The sequence below is a fragment of the Nonomuraea sp. NPDC049269 genome, assembly GCF_043197155.1.
GTDB lineage: Bacteria > Actinomycetota > Actinomycetes > Streptosporangiales > Streptosporangiaceae > Nonomuraea.
Genome location: NZ_JBICSO010000005.1, coordinates 63379 through 85406 on the forward strand (window position 1 = coordinate 63379; position 22028 = coordinate 85406).

General features: G+C 71.1%; 20 protein-coding genes. 10 read left to right on the forward strand and 10 right to left on the reverse strand.

The window, feature by feature from the left end:
* Nucleotides 1–14 precede the first annotated feature (14 nt).
* The 3 genes from ACGFNP_RS27875 to ACGFNP_RS27885 are packed head-to-tail and all read right to left on the reverse strand — an operon-like array spanning nt 15 to nt 2786.
* Nucleotides 15–761 (reverse strand): ATP-binding cassette domain-containing protein, encoded by a 747-nt coding sequence (locus tag ACGFNP_RS27875; RefSeq protein ID WP_358313637.1) that lies wholly within the window; start codon nt 759–761, stop codon nt 15–17.
* A complete protein-coding gene (locus ACGFNP_RS27880) occupies nt 758–1732 on the reverse strand; it encodes an ABC transporter permease (protein ID WP_358313634.1) in 975 nt (324 codons plus the stop codon). Before ACGFNP_RS27880 ends, ACGFNP_RS27875 begins: the two co-directional genes overlap by 4 nt.
* Nucleotides 1733–1739: 7 nt before the next feature.
* The gene (locus ACGFNP_RS27885; protein WP_393323832.1) at nt 1740–2786 is read right to left on the reverse strand and encodes a substrate-binding domain-containing protein; all 1047 of its coding nucleotides are present in this window, start codon (nt 2784–2786) and stop codon (nt 1740–1742) included.
* Nucleotides 2787–2916: 130 nt separating this feature from the next.
* Here ACGFNP_RS27885 and ACGFNP_RS27890 point away from each other — a divergent pair, with 130 nt between their 5' ends.
* The gene (locus ACGFNP_RS27890; protein WP_358313628.1) at nt 2917–4161 is read left to right on the forward strand and encodes an ROK family protein; all 1245 of its coding nucleotides are present in this window, start codon (nt 2917–2919) and stop codon (nt 4159–4161) included.
* 3 nt (nt 4162–4164) lie between these two features.
* Nucleotides 4165–4842, forward strand: coding sequence for a nucleoside monophosphate kinase (locus ACGFNP_RS27895; RefSeq protein WP_358313625.1), 678 nt, complete (start codon nt 4165–4167; stop codon nt 4840–4842).
* Here ACGFNP_RS27895 and ACGFNP_RS27900 read toward each other — a convergent pair.
* From ACGFNP_RS27900 to ACGFNP_RS27915, 4 genes are read right to left on the reverse strand one after another with little or no spacing between them, the layout of a single operon-like run.
* Entirely contained in the window at nt 4816–5955 is a 1140-nt protein-coding gene (locus ACGFNP_RS27900) for an acyl-CoA dehydrogenase family protein (RefSeq protein WP_358313622.1), read from the reverse strand. The genes ACGFNP_RS27895 and ACGFNP_RS27900 overlap by 27 nt on opposite strands.
* 2 nt (nt 5956–5957) lie before the next feature.
* Nucleotides 5958–7520, reverse strand: a complete 1563-nt coding sequence (locus tag ACGFNP_RS27905) for an AMP-binding protein (protein ID WP_358313619.1) — start codon at nt 7518–7520, stop codon at nt 5958–5960.
* A gap of 8 nt (nt 7521–7528) precedes the next feature.
* On the reverse strand, nt 7529–8425 hold the full coding sequence (locus ACGFNP_RS27910) for a sulfotransferase (protein WP_358313616.1): 897 nt from the start codon (nt 8423–8425) through the stop codon (nt 7529–7531).
* A gap of 8 nt (nt 8426–8433) precedes the next feature.
* Nucleotides 8434–9699: a DegT/DnrJ/EryC1/StrS family aminotransferase gene (locus ACGFNP_RS27915; protein ID WP_393323838.1), complete on the reverse strand. Its 1266-nt coding sequence runs from the start codon at nt 9697–9699 to the stop codon at nt 8434–8436.
* Between the two features lie 159 nt (nt 9700–9858).
* Here ACGFNP_RS27915 and ACGFNP_RS27920 point away from each other — a divergent pair, with 159 nt between their 5' ends.
* The 5 genes from ACGFNP_RS27920 to ACGFNP_RS27940 all read left to right on the forward strand — a co-directional run bounded on the left by ACGFNP_RS27920 (nt 9859) and on the right by ACGFNP_RS27940 (nt 15843).
* Nucleotides 9859–11214 (forward strand): FAD-binding oxidoreductase, encoded by a 1356-nt coding sequence (locus tag ACGFNP_RS27920; protein WP_393323841.1) that lies wholly within the window; start codon nt 9859–9861, stop codon nt 11212–11214.
* Nucleotides 11215–11331: 117 nt separating this feature from the next.
* On the forward strand, nt 11332–13116 hold the full coding sequence (locus tag ACGFNP_RS27925; RefSeq protein WP_393323844.1) for a carbamoyltransferase: 1785 nt from the start codon (nt 11332–11334) through the stop codon (nt 13114–13116).
* A gap of 27 nt (nt 13117–13143) precedes the next feature.
* Complete coding sequence (locus ACGFNP_RS27930; protein ID WP_393323847.1) at nt 13144–13941, forward strand: family 3 encapsulin nanocompartment shell protein; 798 nt, start codon at nt 13144–13146, stop codon at nt 13939–13941.
* A 13-nt stretch (nt 13942–13954) separates the two neighbouring features.
* Entirely contained in the window at nt 13955–14719 is a 765-nt protein-coding gene (locus ACGFNP_RS27935) for an SDR family NAD(P)-dependent oxidoreductase (RefSeq protein ID WP_393323850.1), read from the forward strand.
* The gene (locus tag ACGFNP_RS27940; protein WP_393323853.1) at nt 14716–15843 is read left to right on the forward strand and encodes an MFS transporter; all 1128 of its coding nucleotides are present in this window, start codon (nt 14716–14718) and stop codon (nt 15841–15843) included. The genes ACGFNP_RS27935 and ACGFNP_RS27940 overlap by 4 nt, the downstream gene beginning before the upstream one ends.
* Here the strand turns inward: ACGFNP_RS27940 and ACGFNP_RS27945 are convergent.
* The 3 genes from ACGFNP_RS27945 to ACGFNP_RS27955 form a co-directional block, all read right to left on the reverse strand.
* Nucleotides 15830–16501: a response regulator gene (locus ACGFNP_RS27945; protein WP_393323856.1), complete on the reverse strand. Its 672-nt coding sequence runs from the start codon at nt 16499–16501 to the stop codon at nt 15830–15832. The two genes, ACGFNP_RS27940 and ACGFNP_RS27945, sit on opposite strands and share 14 nt — an antisense overlap.
* A gap of 149 nt (nt 16502–16650) precedes the next feature.
* Nucleotides 16651–17208, reverse strand: coding sequence for an NUDIX domain-containing protein (locus tag ACGFNP_RS27950; RefSeq protein ID WP_393323858.1), 558 nt, complete (start codon nt 17206–17208; stop codon nt 16651–16653).
* 5 nt (nt 17209–17213) lie between these two features.
* Nucleotides 17214–17780: a cupin domain-containing protein gene (locus ACGFNP_RS27955; RefSeq protein ID WP_393323861.1), complete on the reverse strand. Its 567-nt coding sequence runs from the start codon at nt 17778–17780 to the stop codon at nt 17214–17216.
* 137 nt (nt 17781–17917) lie between these two features.
* On the opposite strand from ACGFNP_RS27955, the gene ACGFNP_RS27960 reads away from it, so the two are divergent.
* Genes ACGFNP_RS27960 through ACGFNP_RS27970 form a run of 3 tightly spaced genes read left to right on the forward strand, consistent with a single transcriptional unit; the run spans nt 17918 to nt 21992 of the window.
* Entirely contained in the window at nt 17918–19600 is a 1683-nt protein-coding gene (locus ACGFNP_RS27960) for an SWIM zinc finger family protein (protein WP_393323864.1), read from the forward strand.
* Nucleotides 19597–20931: a DUF5691 domain-containing protein gene (locus ACGFNP_RS27965; protein ID WP_393323867.1), complete on the forward strand. Its 1335-nt coding sequence runs from the start codon at nt 19597–19599 to the stop codon at nt 20929–20931. Before ACGFNP_RS27960 ends, ACGFNP_RS27965 begins: the two co-directional genes overlap by 4 nt.
* Nucleotides 20928–21992 carry an AAA family ATPase gene (locus ACGFNP_RS27970; protein WP_393323870.1) on the forward strand — a complete coding sequence of 355 codons (1065 nt, stop codon included), beginning with the start codon at nt 20928–20930 and terminating at the stop codon, nt 21990–21992. Before ACGFNP_RS27965 ends, ACGFNP_RS27970 begins: the two co-directional genes overlap by 4 nt.
* Nucleotides 21993–22028 lie beyond the last annotated feature (36 nt).

The following is a 22028-nucleotide window of genomic DNA, read 5'->3' on the forward strand; positions in this document are numbered from 1 at the left end:
TCGTTGGTGGGGGCTCACTGGCTGACGGCGCCGGTGACGAGGGAGACGATCTCCTCGCCGTTCGTCTCGGACGTACGGCGCCCGCCGACGCAGCGGCCGGCGCGCATCACCCAGACGTGGTCGCTGAGCCGCATGACCTGCGCGAAGTTGTGGCTGATGAGGAGCACCGTGTGCCCCTCGTCGCGCAGCCGCAGGATGAGCTCCTCGACCCGGGCCGTCTCCTGGACGCCGAGCGCGGCCGTCGGCTCGTCCATGATGACGAGCCGGGAGCTGAAGCCCGCCGCGCGGCAGATGGCGACGGCCTGGCGCTGCCCGCCGGACAGGCGCCGGACGCGGGACTTCACCGCGGGGACGTTGACCGCGAGCGTGGAGACCATCTCCCGCGCGCGGGTCTGCATCGCCCGCCGGTCCAGGAACGCGATGGGACCGAACCCGCGGACGAGCTCGCGGTTGAGGAAGAGGTTCTGCCACACGGTGAGGTCCTCGACGAGGGCCAGGTTCTGGTGGACGGTCTCGATGCCGGCCTTGCGGGCGTCGTCGGGAGAGTGGAAGTCGCTCTCCTCCCCGTCGAAGATGATGTGGCCGTTGTCGGGCCGGTGGATGCCGGAGATACAGCGGACCAGCGTGGACTTGCCCGCGCCGTTGTCGCCGACCAGGGCGGTGATCTCGCCTTGACGCAGGGACAGCGAGACGTCGGCGAGGGCGCGGACGTTGCCGAACGACAGGGACACGTTCCGGGATTCGAGCAGGGTGTTCGTCATCGTTGGAACCTTGTCAGGAGCGCGGCCAGCACCACGACGATGCCGACGGCGAGGGGCTGGTAGAACTGCGAGACGCCGAGCAGCGTCAGCCCGTTGACCAGCGCGATGAGCAGGAGCGCGCCGATGACCGGGCCGATGATGCTGCCGCGCCCGCCGAACAGGCTCACCCCGCCGAGCACGACCGCGGCCACGGAGTTGAGCAGGAAGGCGGTGTTGGCGGCGGGCTCGGCCGCGCCGATGCGGGCGACCAGCAGGATGGCCCCGAGCCCGGCGAGCGCGCCGGAGATCGTGTAGACGGCGATCTTCACGCGCTGGGTGCTGATCCCCATGGCCGTCGCGGACTCCGCCGCGCCGCCCGTGGCCAGCACGTGCGTGCCGAACCGGGTGTGGAACAGCAGGACGTGCCCCAGCACCGCGACGACCGCCGCGATGACGAACGACCAGCCGAAGATCCCGAGCCCGCCGGTCGACAGCCCGAGCAGCGTCGCGTCGATGATCGTCACGGGCTTGCCCTCGGAGAGGATCAGCGCCAGCCCGGAGGCCGCAGAAAGGGTGCCGAGCGTGACGATGAAGTCGGTGATCTTGCCCCGGGCGATGATCACCCCGTTGACCACGCCGACCAGGCCGGAGGCGACGACGGCCGCCAGGCACGACAGCGCCAGGCCCATCCCCATCGAGTAGACCTGGCCGAAGGCGACCGCGCCCAAGGTCATCGCGGAGGCGATCGACAGGTCGATGCCCGCGGTGGCGATGACGAACGTCTGCCCCACGCTGAGGATGATCAGGATGGCGGCGGCGACCAGCATCGACGCGATGTTGCCCGCGCTCAGGAACGTCGGGTTCAGCGCCTGGAAGACGATCACCAGGACGATCAGCCCGACGAGGGCCGCCCACTCGGCCCAGAAGCCGACGTCCTTCAGACGCGCGGTCCAGGCCTCGTGCTCGGGTGCGGCGATTGCAGTGTTTGCCATCTCTGTCCTACTGGATGAGGCTCTTGAACGGGTCGGCGTAGGTGCCGAACGGCTTGGGCGTCGCCGCCAGAGCCTTGTCCGCGTTGTCCTTGGTGACCAGCTCGACCGGGGACTTCACCGTGCCCGGCAGCGGCTTGCCCGCCGTGGCGGCCTGGCACGCCTCGATGCCCATCAGGCCCATCGCGTACGGGTACTGGGCGACGGTGCCGTCCAGCGTGCCGGCCTTGACCGCTTCGAGGGCGTCCTTGATGCCGTCGACGCTGATGACCTTCACCTTCCCCGTCTGGCCGGCGTTGGCGATGGCCCGCGACACGCCTAGCCCCATGTCGTCGTTGGCGACGAAGAGGCCCTTCAGGTCCGGGTGCGCGCGCAGGAGGTCGGTCGCGGCGGTGAGCGCGGTCTGGCGATCCCAGTTGGCGGCGACGGTCTGGACGACCTTGAGCTTGGTGCCGATGCCCTGCTGGAACCCCTCGACCCTGGCGCCGCTGGTGACGTCACCCGCGATGCCGCCGACGACCGCGACGTCACCGCCGGAGGGCACGAGCTGGCTCATCCGCTGCCCGGCCATCTTGCCCGCCTCGCCGTTGTCGGTGCCGATGTAGGTGGCCAGCTTGACGTTGGCGCTCCTGGCCGCGCCGGGGTCGACCGGACTGTCGATGTTGACGATGGGCTTGTTCTGCGCGGCGATCCTGGCCAGGCCCTGGATCAGGTTGGTGCCGGTGATCGGGTTGACCACGAAGCAGGTGAAGGGCTGCCCGCCCAGGCCGTTGAGCTTGTCCGCCTGTCCGGTGGTGTCGGTGATGGAGGTGGCCGCCTGGACCGTGAGGGCCACGCCGCCCGCCTTGGCCTGCTCGTCCATGCCCTGCTTCATCGTCTGGAAGAACGGATTGTCCAGCCCCTTGATCACTGCGGCGACGTTCGGAGTCGCGGCGCCGGCGGTCGAGACGGTCGGACCCGCGGACACGCTGGAGCCGCACGCTCCCAGGGCCAGTGTTCCGGCCGCCAGAACGGCGGTGATCGCCGTCGCTCGCCTGCCATGCGAGGTCGTGTGCATCGGATGCCCCTTTCGGCGTCGATGGGATGACCGTACGGCTACTTCTGAAGACTGACAACCCTTCTTTCGACTTTTTAAGACGAAACTTTCTTGACTTACGAGTACTAACAGTCACCGATATAGTGGTCCAATGGCCATAACAGGCGTGTCCGCGCTGCGGATGGGAGTCAGCTCAGGGGAGATCCTCGGCTTGTTCCGCGACATCCCCGACGGGCTCACGAAAGCCGACGTCATGCGTCACACCGGCCTGTCGCGCACGACGGTCAACCAGCGCCTCGACGGACTGCTGGCCGCGGGACTGCTCATCCCCGCGCCCACGGAGGCGCGCACGAAGGGCCGGCCCGCTGGCCAGTTCGTCGTCAACCGCGACCGGGGTGTGCTGCTGGTGGCCGACGTGGGCGCCACCGGCCTGCGCACCGCCGTGTGCGACCTGGGCGGAGAGGTGCGGGCCGAACGCGACGTCCGCGCCGATGTGACGACCGGTCCGACGGCGATCCTCACGATCGTGTCCGAGCTGTTCGCCGAGCTGCTCGAGGAGCGCGGCCACGTTCCCGGCGACGTGCTCGGCATCGGCATCGACGTGCCCGGTCCGGTCGACTTCGCCAGCGGGCGGGTGGTCAGCCCGCCGATCATGACCGGCTGGGACCGCTTCGACATCCCGGGCTGGTTCACCGCCCACTACAACTGCCCGGTGCTGGTCGACAAGGACGTCAACGCGATGGCCTTCGGCGAGCAGCGCCTGCGCTACCCCGGGGTCCCGCACCTGCTCATGGTCAAGATCGGCACCGGCGTCGGCACCGGCCTCATCGCGGGCGGCCAGGTGCACCGGGGGGCCGACGGCGCGGCCGGCGACATCGGCCACATCCAGGTGGTGGTCGACGACGTGGCCGAGCCGCCGCTGTGCCGGTGCGGCAACGTCGGCTGCGTGGAGGCGTACACAGGGGGCTGGGCGCTCGTCCGCGATCTCCAGGCGGCGGGCCGCGACGTCGCCACCGTCGACGACGCCGTGCGGCTGATCCGCTCCGGCGACCTGGTCGCCGTACGACTCGCCCGGCGCGCGGCCCGCATACTCGGCGGCGCCATCGCCGACACCGTCAACCTGTTCAACCCGCGCATCATCGCGATCGGCGGCCAGCTCGCCCACACCGACGAGCAGCTGTTCGCCGGCATCCGCGAGATCGTCTACCGGCGGTCCCTGCCGCTGGCCACCCGCAATCTCCAGATCGTCCGCAGTGATCTCGACCCCGACGCGGGCATACTCGGGCTCGCGCAGCTCCTCGTGGACGGGATCTACTCTCCCCAGCGGGTCCAGGAACTCGTCGATCGCGGTGGCGCGGGCAGTAAGATCATGCTCCCCGTCCCCGACGGAGAATGAGACATGCGGAAATACGTGATCTTGGGCGTGCAGGGCAGCGGCAAGGGCACCCAGAGCACCTTGCTGGCCACCGATCTCGACCTGGTGCACATCAGCGTCGGCGACATCTTCCGCTGGCACGTCAAAAGCCACACCAAGCTCGGCGCCCAGGTCCGCCGCCTGGTCGCGGCCGGCGAGCTCGTGGGCGACGACCTGGTCGAGGCCGTCGTCAGGGAGCGCCTCCAGCAGCACGACTGGAACTACGGCTTCATCATCGACGGCTTCCCGCGCAGCCGGCGGCAGGCGGAGTTCTTCCTGGAGAGCTACGACATCGACGGCGTGATCCACCTCGACCTGCCCGACGACGAGGTGCGGCGGCGGGTCCTGGCCAGGCGGCTGTGCTCACGCTGCGGCATGGACTACAACCTGATCGCCCACCGGCCGGCGACCGAGGGCAGGTGCGACGTGTGCGGCGGCGAGCTCGTCACCCGCGAGGACGACGCCCCTGACGCGCTCGCCACGCGGCTGCGCGAATACCACGACAAGATCGACCCGGTCGTGGAGCTGTTCCGCGGCAAGGAGTACGTCACGACGGTCGACGCCCGCGACGACAAGGTGACCGTCCAGCGGAGTATCCGCGCCCGCCTCCAGCTCCCGCCGTACGTTCCGGAAAAATCAGGGGGCGAAGTCGCGGCCGAGTAGCTGCCGGGCGACGACCAGCTTGGTGATCTGGGCGGTGCCGTCGGCGATCTGCAGCGCGATCACGTCACGCAGCCGCTGCGCCTGCCGCAGTTCCTCCGAGTAGCCGGCCTGCCCGAACGTGAGCAGCGCCTGCTGGACGGCGTCCGCGGCCATCCTCGGCACCCACCACTTGACCATGTTCGCCTCGGTCGTGTGCGGGAGCCCCTGGTCCTTGCGCCACAGCGCCTCGTAGCAGAGCGCTCTGCCCGCGCGGAGCTGCGTGGCGTACTCGACCAGGGGGAAGCTGAGCCCCTGGAAGGCGCCGAGCGGGCGGCCGAAGGCGGTGCGCGTGCGCGCCCGCTCCAGCGCGTCGTCGATCGCCGCCTGAGCGGTGCCCGTCGCCATCAACGCGATCAGCGCCCGCGAATAGTCGAAACCCCGCATGACCTGGACGAATCCGAGGCCCTCGCCGCCCACGATCGTCTCGGGCCCGGCGGACAGGCCGTCGAAGGTCAGGTGGGCGCGGCCCACGGCGCGGTTGCCGAGGTCGGTGAACGCCTCCCGCTTGGCGGCGGCCAGGTCGGCGAGGAAGGCGGTGACGCCGCGCGCCCCCTGACCGCCCGTCCTGGCGAAGACCAGGCCGTGCGTGGCGGTCATGCCGAGCATGATCGAGGTCTTCTCGCCGTGCAGCAGCCAGGCGCCGTCCTGCGGTGTGGCGCGGAACTCGATGGCGGCGGCGTCCGATCCGTGCTCGGGCTCCGTCAGGCAGATGGCCGGGATCAGGTCGCCCGAGGCCAGGGCGGGCAGCCAGTCGCCCCGCTGCTCCGGCGAGGCGTTGGCCTGGAGGATGTCGGCCACGAGCGCGGCGTTGAGCACCAGGTAGCAGCTGTTCACGTCGACGCGGGCCAGCTCTTCGAGCACCAGGCCGGTGGTCACGGCGTCGGCGCCCGAACCGCCGTACTCCCGGTGGACGCGCAGGCCGAGCAGGCCCATGCGGGCCAGCTCGCCGGGCAGCTCGGGGCGCATGGCCGCGGCGCGGTCGTCGGACTGGTAGTGCGGGGCGAGGTGCTCGGCCGCGAAGTCGCGCACCCGGGCGCGCAGCCGCTCCTGCTCGCCGTCGAACGCGAAGTCCATGCTCAGCCCATCCGTTCCCGCAGCTCGAACTTCTGCACCTTGCCCGACGCCGTCTTCGGCAGCTCGGCCACGACCGTCAGGCGTTCCGGCCAGAACTGCCGGGCCATGCCGAGCCGCTCCAGATGCCCCTGTACGTCGGCGAGCGACGGCGGCTCGCCATCCGGGACGACGAAGGCGCACGCCCGCTCGCCGAGCCGCTCGTCGGGATAGGCCACCAGCGCGGCCTCCTTGATCCGCGGGTGCCGCCACAGCGCGGCCTCCACCTCGACCACGGGGATCTTCTCCCCGCCCCTGACGATCAGGTCCTTGGCCCGGCCGGTGATCCGGATGCCGTCGTGGCCGTCGCCCCTGGCGAGGTCGCCCGTGTCGAACCAGCCGTCGGTCGTGAGGGCCTCGCCGTACAGGTCCGGGCGCTTCCAGTAGCCGACGCACTGGTTGGCGCCGCGTACCTGCAGCCGGTCGCCGGCGATCCGGACCTGCATCCACGGCGCGGGCCGGCCGTCGGAGCGCGCGGCGAGATCCGGCGGGTCCTCGGGGCGGGTGATCGTGACCGTGGCGTTCTCCGTCATGCCCCACAGCGCGTACATGCGCACGCCGAGCACCTCGCCCGCCTCCTCCACCACCTTGGGCGGGATCGGTGACCCGCCGCAGGCGAAGGAGTCGAGGGTCTTCAGGTCTCGGGGGCGGGCCCGCTGCGCGGCGATGGCGTCGACCACGAACGTGGTGGCGCCCATGCCGAAGTTGACGCCTTCCGACTCGACCAGGCCGAGCATGACGTCCGGGTCCCACACGTCCTGGAACACCGCCCGGCCGCCGAGCTGGAGCGGCATCAGGAAGCAGTAGAGGTAGCCGGCCTGGTGGGTGAGGGGCGATCCCATGTGGACGACCAGGTCCTCGTCCAGTCCGAGGGCCTCCGCCTCGGTGCGGATGCCGGCGTACAGCGTGTTGTGGGTGTGCATGACGCCCTTGGGCTCGCCCGTCGTGCCCGAGGTGAACATCACCTGGGCCAGGTCGTCCGGGCTCGCCTCCTGCGGCCCGAGCCGGACGTCGCGGCCGGACATGAAGACGTCGTCGAAGTCGAGCGGGCCGCCGCCGATGGTCACCGCGTGCCGCAGCGTCGGCACCTCCTTGGCGATCTCCGCGAGCATCCCGGCGTGGTCGAAGCCGCGGAACGACGCGGGCGCGACGCAGACCTTCGCCTCCGTACGTTCCAGCATGAAGCCGACCTCGCGTTTGCGGAGGATCGGGATGATGGGGTTGACCGCCGCGCCGACCCGCATGCAGGCGAGCGCGAGCGGCGGGAACTGCCACCAGTTCGGCAACTGGAGCGCGACCACGTCGCCCGGGCCGACGCCCAGCTCGGTCAGGGCCCCGGCGAACCGCTCCACCAGCCGGGACAGATCCGTGTACGTCAGTTTGACCAGGTCGTCGGCGCCCGCCTGATGCGCCGTGATCGCCACGCGCCCGGGGAAGCGCTCCACGGCCCGCCGGAGATCGTCCAGGGGCGTGGTGTCGCGCCACCAGCCTTCCCGGTAGCAGTGCTCGGCGTCGCTTCGCCACTCCATGCGTCCTCCTACCGGTCGTTCAGGTGGTAGCCGTACCTGCCCATGAGCGGCAGCGCGGCCAGGGTGCTCAGCGCGACGCTCGCGGCCGGCAGGGCGGTACGCCAGGCCTCGTCGGGCCTGATGGCCACGGGCCCGGTACGCAACCGGTCGGGGTTGCCCGTCACGGTGTGGTTGACGCCGAGCCGGGCGGTGCCCCCGTCGATCACCGGGCCGGGCGGCGGGAGACCCGCCCACGCCATGACCCGGCCGATCGTCTCGGCGGGGCGGGCGGCGAAGTCCTCGTACCTGAGCCGGAGGCACCTTTCGGGGAAGGCGCTCGCGATCCACTCCGACGCCGCGTTGAAGCCGGTCCAGTACGTGCTGCTGCGCAGGGGGCTCATGGCCGGGATGTAGCCCTTGGCGCGGTGCCAGGAGTACGCGGTCGCCCTGGGGTCGCGCACCATGTGCAGGACCTGGGGGCGCAGGTCGGGCAGGCCCATGAGGTGGGCCGCCTCGGCGGGGAACTTGGAGGTGTCGACGATCAGCTCGGCGCCGAGCACCTCGCCGATCGCGGTGTAGAGCCGCCGTTTGACCTCGCCGACGCGCCGCACGTCGCGCGGCCGCGGGGCCAGGCCGCGGGCCTCGCGCAGGCGCTCGCGGGTGAAGCGGGTGCGCAGGTGGGCGTTGTGCAGCCGGATCATCTCCGTCGCGATGGCGTGGCCGTCCACCTTGAGCAGCACCTGCCGCCACACCTCGCAGTCCCGCAGGTCCTTGCCGCAGCCGCAGGTGCTGTTGGTGCCGGTGCAGAGCACGCCGTTGGACCACAGGTAGTTGAGCTCGCCCACGTGCGCGACGCCCGGCAGCTCGTTGAGCAGGTTGCCGAGGAGTGTGCTGCCCGACCTGCACCAGCCCGTGACGTAGAGCACCCGCGGCGTCATCGGCTCGCGGCCCGTCCGGCGGTGGCGGTCTCTCCCGCTGTGGCGGTCTCGGCGGCGGGCCTCCCGGCGGCGGCTTTTCTGACAGCCGCCACCAGGCGGTCGCAGTCGGCGCGGGTCAGATTGGCCGAGAGCGGGATGTCGATCGCCTCGCTGACGTAGCGCGCCGAGGCCGGGAAGAGGCTCCGCGCGGCGTGCGCGTCGTCGCCGAGCAGGAACCGCCAGTTCCAGAAGGCGCGGACGTTGACGTCGTCGCGGTCGCCGAGCGCGCGAGCGTCGACCCCCTCGGCCGCGACGGCCGCGGCGAACGCCGCGCACTCCCGCGGCGTGGCCCCGGGCAGCCGGAAGACCAGCGCCTCGCCGAGGTACGCGCCGGGCGCCACCGGTTGCCGGAGCGCGATCTCGTCGAGGTCGGCGAGCCGCTCGGCCACGTAGCCGTAGTTGCGGTGATGGGCGGCCAGCCGGTCGGGCAGCCGCTGGAGCAGGGCACCGGCGAGCGCCGCCCTGATCTCGTCCATGCGGAAGCTGAAGATGGGGAACGCCCGGTCGTCGACGTCCGGGACCTGGCCAGGGAAGTGGCGGGCCATCCGGCCTTCGTACGCGCCGCTGTAGACCACCGCGCGGGCGTACGCTTCGGGGTCGTCGGTGAGGAGGAAGCCGCCTTCTCCGGTGTTGAGCGACTTGTCGGACTGAGTGCTGAAGGCGCCGAAGTGGCCAAATGTGCCCAGGTAGCGGCCATCGAGCCGCGCGCCGAGCGCGGGCACCGCGTCCTCGACCACGAAGGCGCCGTACTCCTCGGCCAGTCGGCATATTTCCGGCATGTCGCTGGCGAAGCCGCGCATGTGCACCACCACGACCGCCTTGGCGCCCTCGTCCAGCACCCGGCGCAGGTCGCGCACGTCGAGGTGCAGGTTCTCCTCGCACTCCACGAGCACCGGCCGGTGCCCGGCCAGCAGGATCGCGCTCGGCGTGGCCGCGAAGGTGAACGCGGGGCAGGCGATCGGCGAGCCGGCGGGCAGTTGGAGCGCGAGCAGGCTCAGCGTGATCGCGGTGGTGCCACTGGCGCAGGCCAGCGCGTGCCGGGCGCCGAACACCTCGCACAGCCGCCGTTCGAAGAGCCCGGTAAATGTCTCCTCGTGCGGTCGGAAATCGTAACGGAAGAACAGCTGGGCGCGGAGCGCCTCCATGGCTGCGGCGAGGTCCTCCGGGCTGAGGAAGACATCACCCTTGTCATAAGTGGGCCAGGTGGTCAGGGGTGGATTCACCGGTCCCTCGAATCTGTTGTGCAAATAGCGTAGTGAATTGCGCGGTGGAGCTAAGAGCCGACTATCGCCTCAGATCCCGGGAAAGGCAACCCCCCTCGCGTGTGTCACAAATGCGTGATAAGCCGTCGAAGAACCCAGGCCCGAGAAAGGAACAAGCCCGTGACGGTCTCCGCACTGAACGCCGCGTGTCCCGATCGGGTGGTCGGCCCCGGCCACCCCGCTTATGACGAGTTGCGGCTGCTCTTCAATGGCATGCACGATCTGCGGCCCCGGCTGATCTGCCTGCCGCGCGACGTCGCGGAGCTGCGCGCGGTGATCCGCACCGCCCGCGAGGCCGGCCTGGTCACGGCGGTGCGCGGCGGCGGGCACAACGTCGCCGGGTACGCCTCCGTCGACGACGGGCTGGTCATCGACCTGCGGCTGATGAGCTCGGTGACGGTCGATCCGCGAGAACGCACCGCCACGGTGGGCGGCGGCACCACCTGGAGTCAGCTGGACCTGGCCACCACGGCGTACGGCCTGGCCACCACGGGCGGCACCTTCGACACCACCGGCGTCGGCGGCCTGACCCTGGGCGGCGGCCTCGGTCACCTGATGGGAAGATATGGCCTTACCTGCGACAACGTGCTCTCCTATCAGCTCGTCACGGCCGCCGGGGAGGTGGTCGAGGTGGACGCGGAGCGCGATCCCGAGCTCGACTGGGCGCTGCGCGGCGCGGGTCACAACTTCGGCGTGGTGGCGGCGTTCCGCTTCCGGATGCACCCGGTGGGCCTGCTGTACGGCGGCTGCGTCGCCTACCCGCGCGCCGAGCTCGGCCCGGCCGTGCGCCTGTTCCGCGACCTCATGCTCGACGCGCCCGACGAGCTCAACTGCACGCTGCTGCTGAAAAGGTACGGTCCCACACACGTTCCGGCGGCGGTGATCTGCGTGGCCTACAGCGGCGAGGACGAGGGATACCGGACGGCGTTGGAGAAGCGGCTGCGCGGGCCGGAGATCCTCGACTGGCAGGTCATGCCCAGGTCGTACCTCTCGCTGCAGGCCACGCTCGGCCGTCTGGCGTTCGGGCTGCGGCACTACTGGAGCGCCCGCTTCGCCGACGCCCTGCCCGACGAGCTGGCCGAGGCGCTGGTCGAACGGTTCCTGGCCGGCCGGTGGCTGGGGCCCTTCAGGGACGGGATCCTCGTCGAGGCGCTGCACGGCGCGGTGCGGCGGGTGCCCGCCGAGGCCACGGCCGTGCCCTTCCGGGGCGCGGGCTTCAACGTCACGGGCACGGCGATCTGGGCAGACCCGGCCGCCGACCAGGAACAGATCGCCTGGGCGCGGTCCGTCGCGGAGGCCGCCGAGCCGTACGGCCGCTGGGGTGACGGATACATCAACTATGCGTCCACCGGCGAGCGGGCCAGGAAGACCTTCGGCGAGACGGCCTTCGACCGGCTGACCTCGGTGAAACAGCGGCTGGACCCGGACAATTTCTTCCGCGGTAACTACAACGTCGCGCCCTCGGCCGTCCGTTGAGCCGCGTCCACCGGCTCAACGATGCGTCGCCTCCCGGGTCATCGCCAGGTGGACGCCGTCCAGGGCGCCATGACCTTCACTGGTGGCACTCCGGTCCTTCACCGCCAAGGAGTTCTCGTGATCGTCCTCGGATACAACGGGTTCGGTAAGGTCGCCGAACTCTTCGCACGTTATTACGGGTCGACGGGAATCGACCGGCACATGCTTTACGGTCACGATTCCTCGGCGGCTCTCATGGTGGACGGAGAATTGGTCGCAGCCGTCGAGGAGGAGCGGCTCAATCGCGAGAAGAAGACCGCCAGGTTTCCGGTCAACGCCATCGAATGGGTTTTAAGGGAGGCCGGGAAGTCATTCGACGAGGTTGATGTCTTCGCGCATTCCTGGCGTTTCTCCCAGGACGTCATGAACAACATGATCGCCGAGATCGTGGACGCCGACGCGCCGGTGGACAAGAAATTCGCCAGGCTGCGGCGGCTCGACGACACCTACACCCGGATATTCAGCGAGGCGGCCATTCTCGCCGACTTCCACGAGCACACGGGATACCCGCTGACGGCCGAGAAGCTGGTCACGGTGCCGCATCACATAGCTCATCTGATGACGGGATACCACCTGTCCGGAGGTGGGGACGCGGCGTTCGTGGTCAGCGACGGCCGGGCGGAGTGGCTGTCGGCGATCCTCGGCGAGGTGCGCGACGGCAAGGTGCAGGTGTTCGACGACGCGACGGTCGACGGGGACAACTCGCTCGCCCTGCTGTTCGCGGTGCTGACCAGGTATCTCGGCTTCGTCCCCAACAACGACGAGTACAAGGTCATGGGCCTGGCCGGCTACGGCCCGCCGCCGGAGCCCAACCCGCTGCTCAAGCACGTGGTGGAGCTGACGGGCGACGGCCGCTACACCATCCCCTACGCGCCGCGGGCCGTACGCGCCTACTACGCGCTGTTCGACCGGATCTTCGGCACGGACCCGGACCACCGGGAGGACTTCGACGTGCGGGTCCGGGTCGCCGGGGCCGCCCAGGAGATGGTCGAGGCGGTGACGGCCCACCAGGTGCGCGCGCTGGAGGAGCGCAGCGCGCTGCCCCGGCTGCTGTTCGAGGGCGGGCTGGCGCTGAACTGCGTCAACAACACCAAGCTGCTCGAAGGGTCCAGGTTCGCCGAGATGGACGTGAGCTTCGGCGCCAGCGATCCGGGCGTGGCCATCGGCGCCGCCTTCTACGCCAGTCAGGAGGCGGGCGACACGCCGCGGGTCAGCGGCTCGCCGTACCTGGGGCCCGCCTATGGCGATGCGGAGATCCGCGCCACGCTCGACGCCCACGCGGGGCGCGTCGAATGGCGGGAGCTCGCTCCGGGCGACGTCGCGCGGGAGACGGCGGAGCTGCTGCGGGAGAAGTGCGTGGTCGGCTGGTTCCAGGGACGGACGGAATACGGGCCGCGCGCGCTGGGCAACCGCAGCATCCTGGCCAATCCGCGGTTCGGCGATATCAAGGACATCATCAACGACCGGATCAAGCACCGGGAGCCCTTCCGGCCGTTCGCGCCGGTCGTCCTCGAAGACGTGGCCCCCGAGGTGTTCGAGCTGGGGAAGAAGCGCGCCTCGCCGTACATGACGTTCGTCTTCCCCGTACGGCCCGGCTACCGCGACCTGATTCCCGGCGCCACGCACGTCGACGGCACGTCCAGGATCCAGACGATCCGTGAGGACGACAACCCGCTGCTGGCGGAGTTGCTGCGTGCCTTCACCGAGCTGACCGGGGTGCCCTGTCTCATCAACACCTCGTTCAACGTGGCCGGCGAACCCATCGTGTGCTCACCGGCCGACGCCATGGACTGCTTCCTGAAGACCGAGATGGATTACCTCGTGCTCGGACGGTTTGTAGCCACCAAATCAGCTCAGCGTTGACAACCATTTCAACGGGGAGGGACAGGCATGTCTCCTGGCGAGGAGTTCGCGTGGGCGGTGGCCGGCTCGCGGAACGGCGGTGACGTCGAGGTACCGTACCGGCTGGCGCTGACCGAGGCGTTCCCGCTGTTCAAGACCCGGCCCCGCTACACGGTCCGGCACCTGCTGAAGAGCGTTCCGGTGGGCGGCGGGCAAGTGCCCTATGTCCACGAGGCGCCGCCGTCCCGGCTGGAGCCGTCGGGGACGTCGTACGACAAGACACCCGAGTCGGCCTTCGCCTCCAGCGTCCGCGTGGCCGACCTGACCGAGGTCAAGGTCGGCGTACCCGCCCCCAAGGGCGTGCTCGACGAGCCCGGCCTGCTCGCCGCCTTCGTCGACTACCGCGTGCTCGTCCGGCTGTCCACGGTCGAGAACGAGATCCTGCTGCACGGCTCGGGCGACGGCGCCATCGACGGGCTGCTGCACCTGGCGGACTCGCGGCACGCGCCGTTCGACGGCGATCCGGAGGACGTGCTGACGGCGGCGGCGGCCGAGGTCGAGGAGACCGGCGGCTCGTGCGACGGGATCGTGACCCATCCCGGTCTGTACTGGAAGCTCGTGCGCGACGGGACGCTCGACCGGCTGGCGACGGCCGGCATCCGCGTCTCGCGCACCCGCATGATCGGCACGGGGGAGGCGCTGCTCGGCGACTTCCGCGCCGCCGTGACGCTGCTCGACCCCGCGGCGTCCACGCTGCGGCTGCGCAGGGACGCCGAGGTCATCGAGGCGAGCACGCGCGTCGGGCTCGCCGTGCACCTGCCGCAGCATTTCCTGCTGGTCTCGTGAGAGGTGTCTGGCCATGGACCTTGGGTTGAACGGACGGGTCGCGCTCGTGGCGGCGGCCAGCAGCGGGCTCGGGCTGGCCGTGGCCCGCACACTGGCGGCCGAGGGCGCGCACGTCTCCATCTGCGCCCGCGAGCCCGACCGGCTGGCGCGGGCGCACGCCGAGATCGACGCCGCGGGACCGGGACGGGTGCTCAGCACCAGCGTGGACGTGCGCGACGAGACGGCCGTCGCCAAGTGGGTGCGGCGCACCGCCGACGAGTTCGGCTCGCTGCACATCGTGGTCAGCAGCTCGGGCGGAGTGCCGCACGGGTCGCTGGAGGAGTTCGACGTACGCGTGTACCGGCGGGCGCTGGAGGACAACACGATCCCGCACGTGAGCGTCGTGCTGGCCGCCCTGCCCCACCTGGACACCGGCTGGGGCCGGGTGCTGATGCTCACCTCCGAGGCGGTACGCCAGCCGCTGCCCCTGACCGGCCTGTCGGCCGTCGCCCGGCTGGGCGTGCTGGGCTTCGCCAAGGGGCTCGTGCCGAGCCTCGGCCCGCGCGGCATCACCGTGAACGTCCTCGCCCAGGGCTTCCACCGCACGCCCGCGCTCGACCACCAGTTCGGCGACGAGGCGGACGCGGCGCTGGCGCGGGTGGCCGAGGGCCTGCCGATGCGCAGGATCGGGCGGCCCGGCGACTTCGGGGCGATCGCCGCGTTCCTGGCCAGTGAGCACACCTCCTTCATCACGGGCGTGGTGCTGCTGGTGGACGGCGGAAACACTCGCGGCCTATGACCTGGGCGCGGACGTTCGCGGGGCTGGTGGCCGCGCTGTTCGCCACGTTCACGGCGTTCGGCGCGGCGGTGCCGGTGATCCCGCGGCTGGTGACGGAGGAGCTGGGCGGCGCCCCCTTCGCCGTCGGCGCGGCCTTCACCTCGACCGCGGCGGTGACGCTGGCGCTGCGTCCCTACGGCGGGCAGCTCGCGCAGCGGTTCGGCAGCCGCCGGCTGATGCTGGCCGGGGCGGCGCTGGCCGCCGTCATCGGCGCCATGTACGCGCTCCCATGGGGCCTGCCGGGCCTCATGGCCACCCGGCTGATCATGGGCGTCGCCGAGGCGCTGCTGTTCACCGCTGGGTCGGTGTGGACGGTGCAGCTCGCGCCCGAGAGCCGCCGGGGTCAGATCGTCGGATGGTACGGCCTGGCCATGTGGGGCGGCTTCATGGCCGGCCCCGCCCTGGGCGAGTCGCTGTACCGCCTCGGCTCCTACCCGGCGGTATGGGCCGCCGCCGTGGTCCTGCCGCTCCTCGCCGTCGCGGTCCTGAGCCGGCTGCCGGCCGGCGCGCGGGTGCCCGTCGTGTCGCGCAAGCTCATCCCGGGTGCGGCGGTGCTCCCGGGGCTGGCGCTGGGGGCAGGGGCGTTCGGGTACGGCGTGCTGGTCGGCTTCGGCGCATTGGCCCTGTCCACCAGGGGGATCTCGAACGGGCCGGTGCTGCTCAGCGTCTTCAGCGCCGCCTACATCGCGACCCGGCTCGTGGCCGGGCGCCTGCCCGACCGGCTCGGCCCGATGCCGGTCATCGTCGTGTCGAGCCTCGCGGAGGCCATCGGCCTGGCCATGATCGGATTCGCGCCCGGCTGGTGGGTGGCGGCGGCGGGGGCGGTGCTCTCGGGGGCCGGGTTCACCCTGCTCTACCCGTCACTCGCGATGATCACGATCAGCCGGGCGCCGGAGCCGGAGCGGGGGGCGGCGCTGGGGGCGCTCAGCTCGCTGTACGACATCTTCTTCGGGCTCGCGGGGCTGGTCGGCGGGGTGGTCGCGGACATCAGCTATCCGGGGGCGTTCGCGCTGGCGGCGGTCGTGGTGCTCGGCTCCCTGGCCCTCGGGCCACTGGCGACGCGTCCGGTGTCTAGGTTGACATGAGGCCGGAGCGGTAGGCGAAGGAGACCAACTGGGCCCGGTCCTTGGCCTTCAACTTCGCGCGGAGCCGGTGCAGATGGGTGCGTACCGTACTGACCCCGATGTACAACTCACCCGCCACCTCCTCGGTCGACCTGCCCTGCGCGACCAGGAGCAGAACCTGCTGCTCCCGTGGCGTCAGCCCGGCCAGCGTGGGCTGGTCCAGCTCGGCAGGAGGGGGCTCGCGCTGCCTGAACCAGTCGACCAGCCGCTGCGTCACCACGGGCGAGAGCATGGTCTGCCCCCGGGCCGCCGCCCTGATGACGGCGACGACCTCGTCCTGCGTGGAATCCTGGGTCAGCAGCCCGTTCGCGCCGGCGCGCAGCACGTCGGTGACCGTCTGATCGGTGTGGTCGACGGTGAACACGACCACGCGGGGCTCGGGGTCCAGCTTCTCGGCCCGTAATCGCTGGATCAGCTCCAGTCCGGACAGCCCGCCCAGCGTCAGTCCGGTGACCACCACCTCGGGATGATGCTTGCGGGCGAGCATGATCGCATGGACTCCGCTGTCGGTGGTCTCGATCACGTTGACGTCGTGCCGGGACGCCAAGATCGTCAATAGGCCGAACCGGGTAATCGCGTATTTATCACAGATAATCACTCTTAGTGACGCACCGCACATGCGAACTCTTTTCCGTGATTTCTGGGCAGCATGTCACATCTGTTCGGTTATGCCGTGACACGGCGCCAAAAATCAGGATTTAGGCCCTTTTTCGACTGTGAGCTGGGGGGGCGCGTAAGACGCCCTGTCATGCGGAGCGTGACGGCGTCCTACTGGGCGGAGAGCAGGAACAGCGTGTAGGCCGCCAGCGTCGCGGCGTCCGCGATCTCGCCGGTGCGGATCATGGCCTCGAAGTCACCCCGCCTGAACCACCGGTGCAGCAGGTCCTGCTCCTCGACCTCCAGCTCGTTGGGCCCCGGCTCCAGCCCCGTGGCCACGAACACGTCGAAGACCTGGGACGACATGCCCTTGGCGGAGTTCAGCCGCCCGAGGTGCCGCATGTGCGCCGCCGTCAGTCCCGTCTCCTGGCGCAGCTCCTCGTGCGCCAGGTGCTCGGGGTCGCCGGTCTCTTTGTTGGGGAACGCGCCCTGCGGGAACTCCCATGAGCGGGCGCGGATCGGATAGCGGTACTGCTCCACCAGGTGCAGCCCGTCGTTCTCGATCGGGATGACCAGCGCGTAGTCGGGCTTCTCGACGTAGGAGTAAATGCCTTCGGAGCCGTCCAGGCGGCGGATGCGGTCCTCGCGCATGCGCAGGTACGGGCTCTCGTACACGACCTGGGTCGAGAGGCGCCTGATCGGGTGCTTGTTGTCCGGTGGTCCGTCCATGATCCCTACTCGGTTCGCGCGGTGAAGTCGGCGAAGTCGAATCCCGGCGAGACGACGCAGCTCACCAGGACCTCCTCGCCGGTCGCCGGCCTGGCCGACTGCCACACCCCGCCCGGGACCACGGCCTGCGGCACCTGGTCATCCTCGACCCGCGGGCCGAGGATGACGGTTTCGTCGCCGATGGTCAGGCTCAGCGGGCCGCCCCGGTGCCACAGCCACACCTCGTCGGACCGGACCACGTGCGGGACCGACTCCTCGCCCGGCCCCAGCAGGAAGTAGATGCCGGTGGCGGAGGCGCGGGCGCCGGGGTAGCCGGCGGGCAGGAAGGAGACGGGCGCCCGCCAGGTCTCGCGGAACCAGCCGCCCTCGGGGTGGGGCAGCAGGTCCAGGGCCTGGGCGATGGGCGGGCGGTCCACGAACGCGACGGCCGCGCCGGTGACGTCACGGCGCAGGAAGCGGGTGCCGTCGAGGACCAGCTGCCCGTCCAGCTCCTTGGCCAGCTCGCTGGCCAGGGCCGCAGCCTCGTCGGCGACCTCGACGGACGGGCCGCTGGGGTAGATCGTCAGCTCCACGTGGGTGATCCTACGTGCTCGGTATTCGTGGCAGTCGAATGACGTCGCCGTAGCCTGACGAGCTGGTGATATGGATCTTCTTCGCGGATCCGGCGGAGCGGCGGTAATTGTCGGTCGGGCTGGCTAGTCTGCGGCAAGTGATCGAACGGTGGAGCCGTGATCAGGTGCTCGCCCTCGCCCCCGACGCCTCGTCCCAGAAGGCGGCGCAGGGCGTGGCGGCACCCGGCAAATGGACCTTGCGCGGCGTGACTGACGACGTGCTGTTCGGCGCGTGCAAGGGGAGCGGGGCCACGCCCTACCTGGCGTGTGTCGACCTCTCCGAGCCCGCATATCGGTGCAGTTGCCCCAGCCGGAAGTTCCCGTGCAAGCACGCGCTCGGGCTGCTGCTCATGTGGTCGGCGGACGGGGTGCCCGCCGCCGACTCGCTGCCGCCGTGGGCGGCGGAGTGGGTCGCCCAGCGCACCGAACGCGCCGCGAAGGCGGCGGCCAAGCTCGAGGCGGCCCGCGCCCGAGCCGCCGCCGAAGCCGCTGGCGACCCGGAGTTGGCGGACGGGCAGGCATGGGACTCGGACGCCGGGCTGGGCTCGGACGCTGATCTGGACTCGGGTGCGGCCTCGGGCTTGGGGTCGGGTTCGGGTGCGGCCTCGGGTGGTGGGCCGGATTCGGCCTCGGGTTTGGGCGAGGGCTCTGCCTCGGGCGGGGGCTCGGGTGGTGCGGCGGGCGCGGTGGCTGGTGGTGGGTCCGGTCTGGGGGCGTCGGCCACGCCGGGTGGTGGTCGGGGTGCGGGGGCCGAGTCCGTACGGCATGCGCGGGTGGCCGCCGGGCTGGCCGAGCTCGAACGGTGGCTGGCCGACCAGGTGCGGCAGGGCCTGGCGGGGACCGACGCCGACGAGTGGGACGAGCTGGCCAAGCGCCTCGTCGACGCCCAGGCGCCGGGTGTCGCCAACGTCCTCTCCCGGCTACGGGAGGTGCGCATGGCCGACGACTGGCCGAGCCGGCTGCTGGCCGAATACTCGCTGATCAACCTGCTGGCGGTCGCCTACCGGCGGCGGGCCGAGCTGCCGGGGCCGTTGCGCCAGACCGTCCTGATCCGTGCGGGCTTCCCCGTCGCACGGGAGGACGTGCTGGCCCGGCCGGCGGTGCGCGACCGGTGGCACGTGGTGGGCAGGCGCGACGAGGAACACGACCGGCTGATCGCCCGCCGGGTCTGGCTCCGGGGCCACGACACGGGCCGGGCGGCGCTGGTCCTCTCGTTCGCCGCCTCCGGCCAGCCGCTCGACGCCTCGCTGGTCACCGGCACCACGATCGACGCCGACGTCGCCTTCTACCCGGGCGCCGCACCCCTCCGCGCCCTGGTGGCCACCCGCCACCCCGCCCCTCGGAGCGTCCCCGCCGACCGGGGACATCCCGCCGATCGCGGCCTCCCCACCGACCGGAGCGCGCTCGCTGGTCGGAGGGAAGCCGTCGGCCCGAGCGAAGCCGCTGACCCGAGTGCGGTTGCCGGTCAGAGTGACGCCGCTACCCGGGGTGGTCTCGGTGGCCGGGTTCCGCCGGGGACGTCGCCGGAGGAGGCGCTTGGCGAGATCGCCGCCGCCGTCACCGCCGATCCGTGGACCGACTCCTGGCCTGTCGTGCTGGCGGGGGTGGTTCCGGGCCGGGCGTCCGTGGGCGGGTTCCCGCTGCACCCGAGGTCCCGCGACCCGTGGCGGCTGATCGCCGTGTCCGGCGGGCGTCCGGTGACGGTGGCCGCCGAGTGGACGCCGCTGGGCCTGCGCCCCCTGGCCACCTGGGCTGACGACGGAACGGCGGTGATCCTGTGACCTGGGAGGACCTGGCCTCGACGGCGCTGGTCGGCACCGACCGCAGACCGTACGAGGGAGAACTGCTCGAAAGCGCCGCCGTGGAGGTGGTGCGCCGGCGCGCCGGTCAGCGACTTGGCGAGACGACCGAGCAGGAGCGGGCGGACGACGAGGAGTTGCCCGCCGTGAGCGCGCGGGCAGCCGAGCGGCTGGCCAGGATCCTGGGCGGCGAGTACGACCGCCTGCTCCCCGAATGGCTGGCCGCCGCGTCCACGGCGGGCCGCAGAGTGCCCCCGTACGTCCTGCCCGAGCTGCTGGACCGGGGCAGGCGCGACCAGTCGATCAGGTCCCACCTCGGCCTGGTCGCCGGGCAGCGCGGCAGGTGGCTGGCCGCCCTGAACCCGGCCTGGGCGTACCTGCTCGAAGAGCCGACCGGTGAGACGTGGGAGCTGGGCAGCCCGGCCGACCGCCGCGCCTACCTGAGCCACCTCAGGAGTCAGGAACCCAAGCAGGCCAGGGAGCTGCTGGAGACGGGCTGGGAGCGCGAGGAGCCCGACGACCGGGCGGCGTTCGTCGAGGTGCTGGCCGACGGACTGTCCATGGACGACGAGCCGTTCCTGGAGCAGGCCCTCGACGACCGCAGGCGAGAGGTGCGCCAGCAGGCCGCCAACCTCCTCACCCGCCTGCCCGAGTCGCGGCTGGCCCAGCGCATGGCCGTACGCGCTCGAAGCTGCCTGACCTTCACCAAGGGCACGATCTCCGTCGAGGCGCCCAAAGCGTGCGATGCGGCGATGGAGCGTGACGGCATCCGGGCCAAGCCCCCGAGGGGGATCGGCGAGCGGGCCTGGTGGCTCCAGCAGGTCGTCGCCCGCGCGCCCCTCGGGCTCTGGGGCAGGCCCGCCAAGCTGCTCCAGATGAAGATCGCCGACTGGGACGCCGAGGTGAAGGCCGCCTGGGTACGCGCGGCCGTGCTGCAGCGGGATCCGGAGTGGGCGCGGGCGATGTTCGCGTGGGACCCGATCGCGGATCTGCTGGAGGCGCTGGGGCCGGACGAGCAGCAGCGGCTCGCCGCTGATTTCGTGAAATTGCATGACCTGGACAGCCAATTGATCATGGTGCTGGGCGGCGTGTCCTCGCACTGGCGGGAGGGCCTGGCGACGGCCGTCCTCCGCAAGATCATCAAGGTGGCCACCACCCAGCCGTGGAACCTCGGCGAGCTGATCAAACTGGCCGGCGAGCGCATCGACCCGTCGCTCGCCGAGCTGGCAGAAGGCTACTCGCCCGTGCCGCCCATTCAGCAGGTCGCCGCCCTGCTGCGCTTCCGTGCCGACATGTTGAAGGAGCTCTCATGACCGTTTTGCGGCCCCATGCCGAAGACCAGTACGCCGAAGAGCTGGCGGTGCTCGCCAAGGACGACGATCGGACCAGGCCGCCCGGCTGGAAGCTGTCGCCATGGGCCGTGACCACGTACATCCTGGGCGACGGCCGCCAGATCACCCCGAAGTACGTGGGCGCCCGCCGCATCGTCGAGGTCGCCGTCGCCACCTTGGCCACCGACCGCGCGCTGCTGCTGCTCGGCGTGCCCGGCACGGCGAAGACCTGGCTGTCCGAGCACCTGGCCGCCGCGATCAGCTGCGACTCGACCCTGTTGGTGCAGGGCACGGCGGGAACGGCCGAAGAGGCAATCCGCTACGGCTGGAACTACGCGCGGCTGCTGGCCGAGGGCCCGTCCATGGAGGCGATGACCCCGTCGCCCGTCATGCGGGCCATGGCCGAGGGCCGGATCGCCCGCGTCGAGGAGCTCACGCGCATGCCCTCCGACGTTCAGGACGCGCTGATCACCGTGCTGTCGGAGAAGACGCTGCCGATCCCCGAGCTCAACCGCGAGGTGCAGGCCGAACGCGGCTTCAACGTGATCGCCACCGCCAACGACCGCGACCGGGGCGTCAACGAGCTGTCCAGCGCCCTGCGCCGCCGTTTCAACACGGTCGTCCTGCCGGTGCCCGCCACCGCCGAGGAGGAGGTCGACATCGTCTCGCGCCGCGTCACCCAGCTCGGCCGCTCGCTGGAGCTGCCCGAGACCAGCACGGGGCTGGCGGAGATCCGCCGGGTGGTGACGGTGTTCCGGGAGCTGCGCACGGGTGTGACGGAGGACGGCAGGACCAAGGTCAAATCGCCCAGCGGCACTCTGTCCACGGCCGAGGCGATCTCGGTTCTGACCAGCGGCATCGCGCTGGCGGCCCACTTCGGCGACGGTGTGCTGCGGCCTTCCGACGTGGCCGCCGGGATCGTGGGCGCGGTGGTGCAGGAGCCGGTGTCCGACCGGGTGGTGTGGCGCGAATACCTCGAAACGGTCGTCCGCGAGCGCTCCGACTGGCGTGACTTCTACCGCGCCTGCCGCGAGGTGTCATGAGGTGCGCCAGCGGTCTCCCGACCGCCGGCGAGAGGA

Coding starts and splice junctions, on each gene's coding strand:
- ACGFNP_RS27940 (WP_393323853.1), top strand. CDS start 14,716: ATGACCTGGGCGCGGACGTTCGCGGGGCTGGTGGCCGCGCTGTTCGCC.
- ACGFNP_RS27950 (WP_393323858.1), bottom strand. CDS start 17,208: ATGGACGGACCACCGGACAACAAGCACCCGATCAGGCGCCTCTCGACC.
- ACGFNP_RS27890 (WP_358313628.1), top strand. CDS start 2,917: ATGGCCATAACAGGCGTGTCCGCGCTGCGGATGGGAGTCAGCTCAGGG.
- ACGFNP_RS27930 (WP_393323847.1), top strand. CDS start 13,144: ATGTCTCCTGGCGAGGAGTTCGCGTGGGCGGTGGCCGGCTCGCGGAAC.
- ACGFNP_RS27945 (WP_393323856.1), bottom strand. CDS start 16,501: ATGTGCGGTGCGTCACTAAGAGTGATTATCTGTGATAAATACGCGATT.
- ACGFNP_RS27895 (WP_358313625.1), top strand. CDS start 4,165: ATGCGGAAATACGTGATCTTGGGCGTGCAGGGCAGCGGCAAGGGCACC.
- ACGFNP_RS27900 (WP_358313622.1), bottom strand. CDS start 5,955: ATGGACTTCGCGTTCGACGGCGAGCAGGAGCGGCTGCGCGCCCGGGTG.
- ACGFNP_RS27885 (WP_393323832.1), bottom strand. CDS start 2,786: ATGCACACGACCTCGCATGGCAGGCGAGCGACGGCGATCACCGCCGTT.
- ACGFNP_RS27905 (WP_358313619.1), bottom strand. CDS start 7,520: ATGGAGTGGCGAAGCGACGCCGAGCACTGCTACCGGGAAGGCTGGTGG.
- ACGFNP_RS27875 (WP_358313637.1), bottom strand. CDS start 761: ATGACGAACACCCTGCTCGAATCCCGGAACGTGTCCCTGTCGTTCGGC.
- ACGFNP_RS27970 (WP_393323870.1), top strand. CDS start 20,928: ATGACCGTTTTGCGGCCCCATGCCGAAGACCAGTACGCCGAAGAGCTG.
- ACGFNP_RS27880 (WP_358313634.1), bottom strand. CDS start 1,732: ATGGCAAACACTGCAATCGCCGCACCCGAGCACGAGGCCTGGACCGCG.
- ACGFNP_RS27935 (WP_393323850.1), top strand. CDS start 13,955: ATGGACCTTGGGTTGAACGGACGGGTCGCGCTCGTGGCGGCGGCCAGC.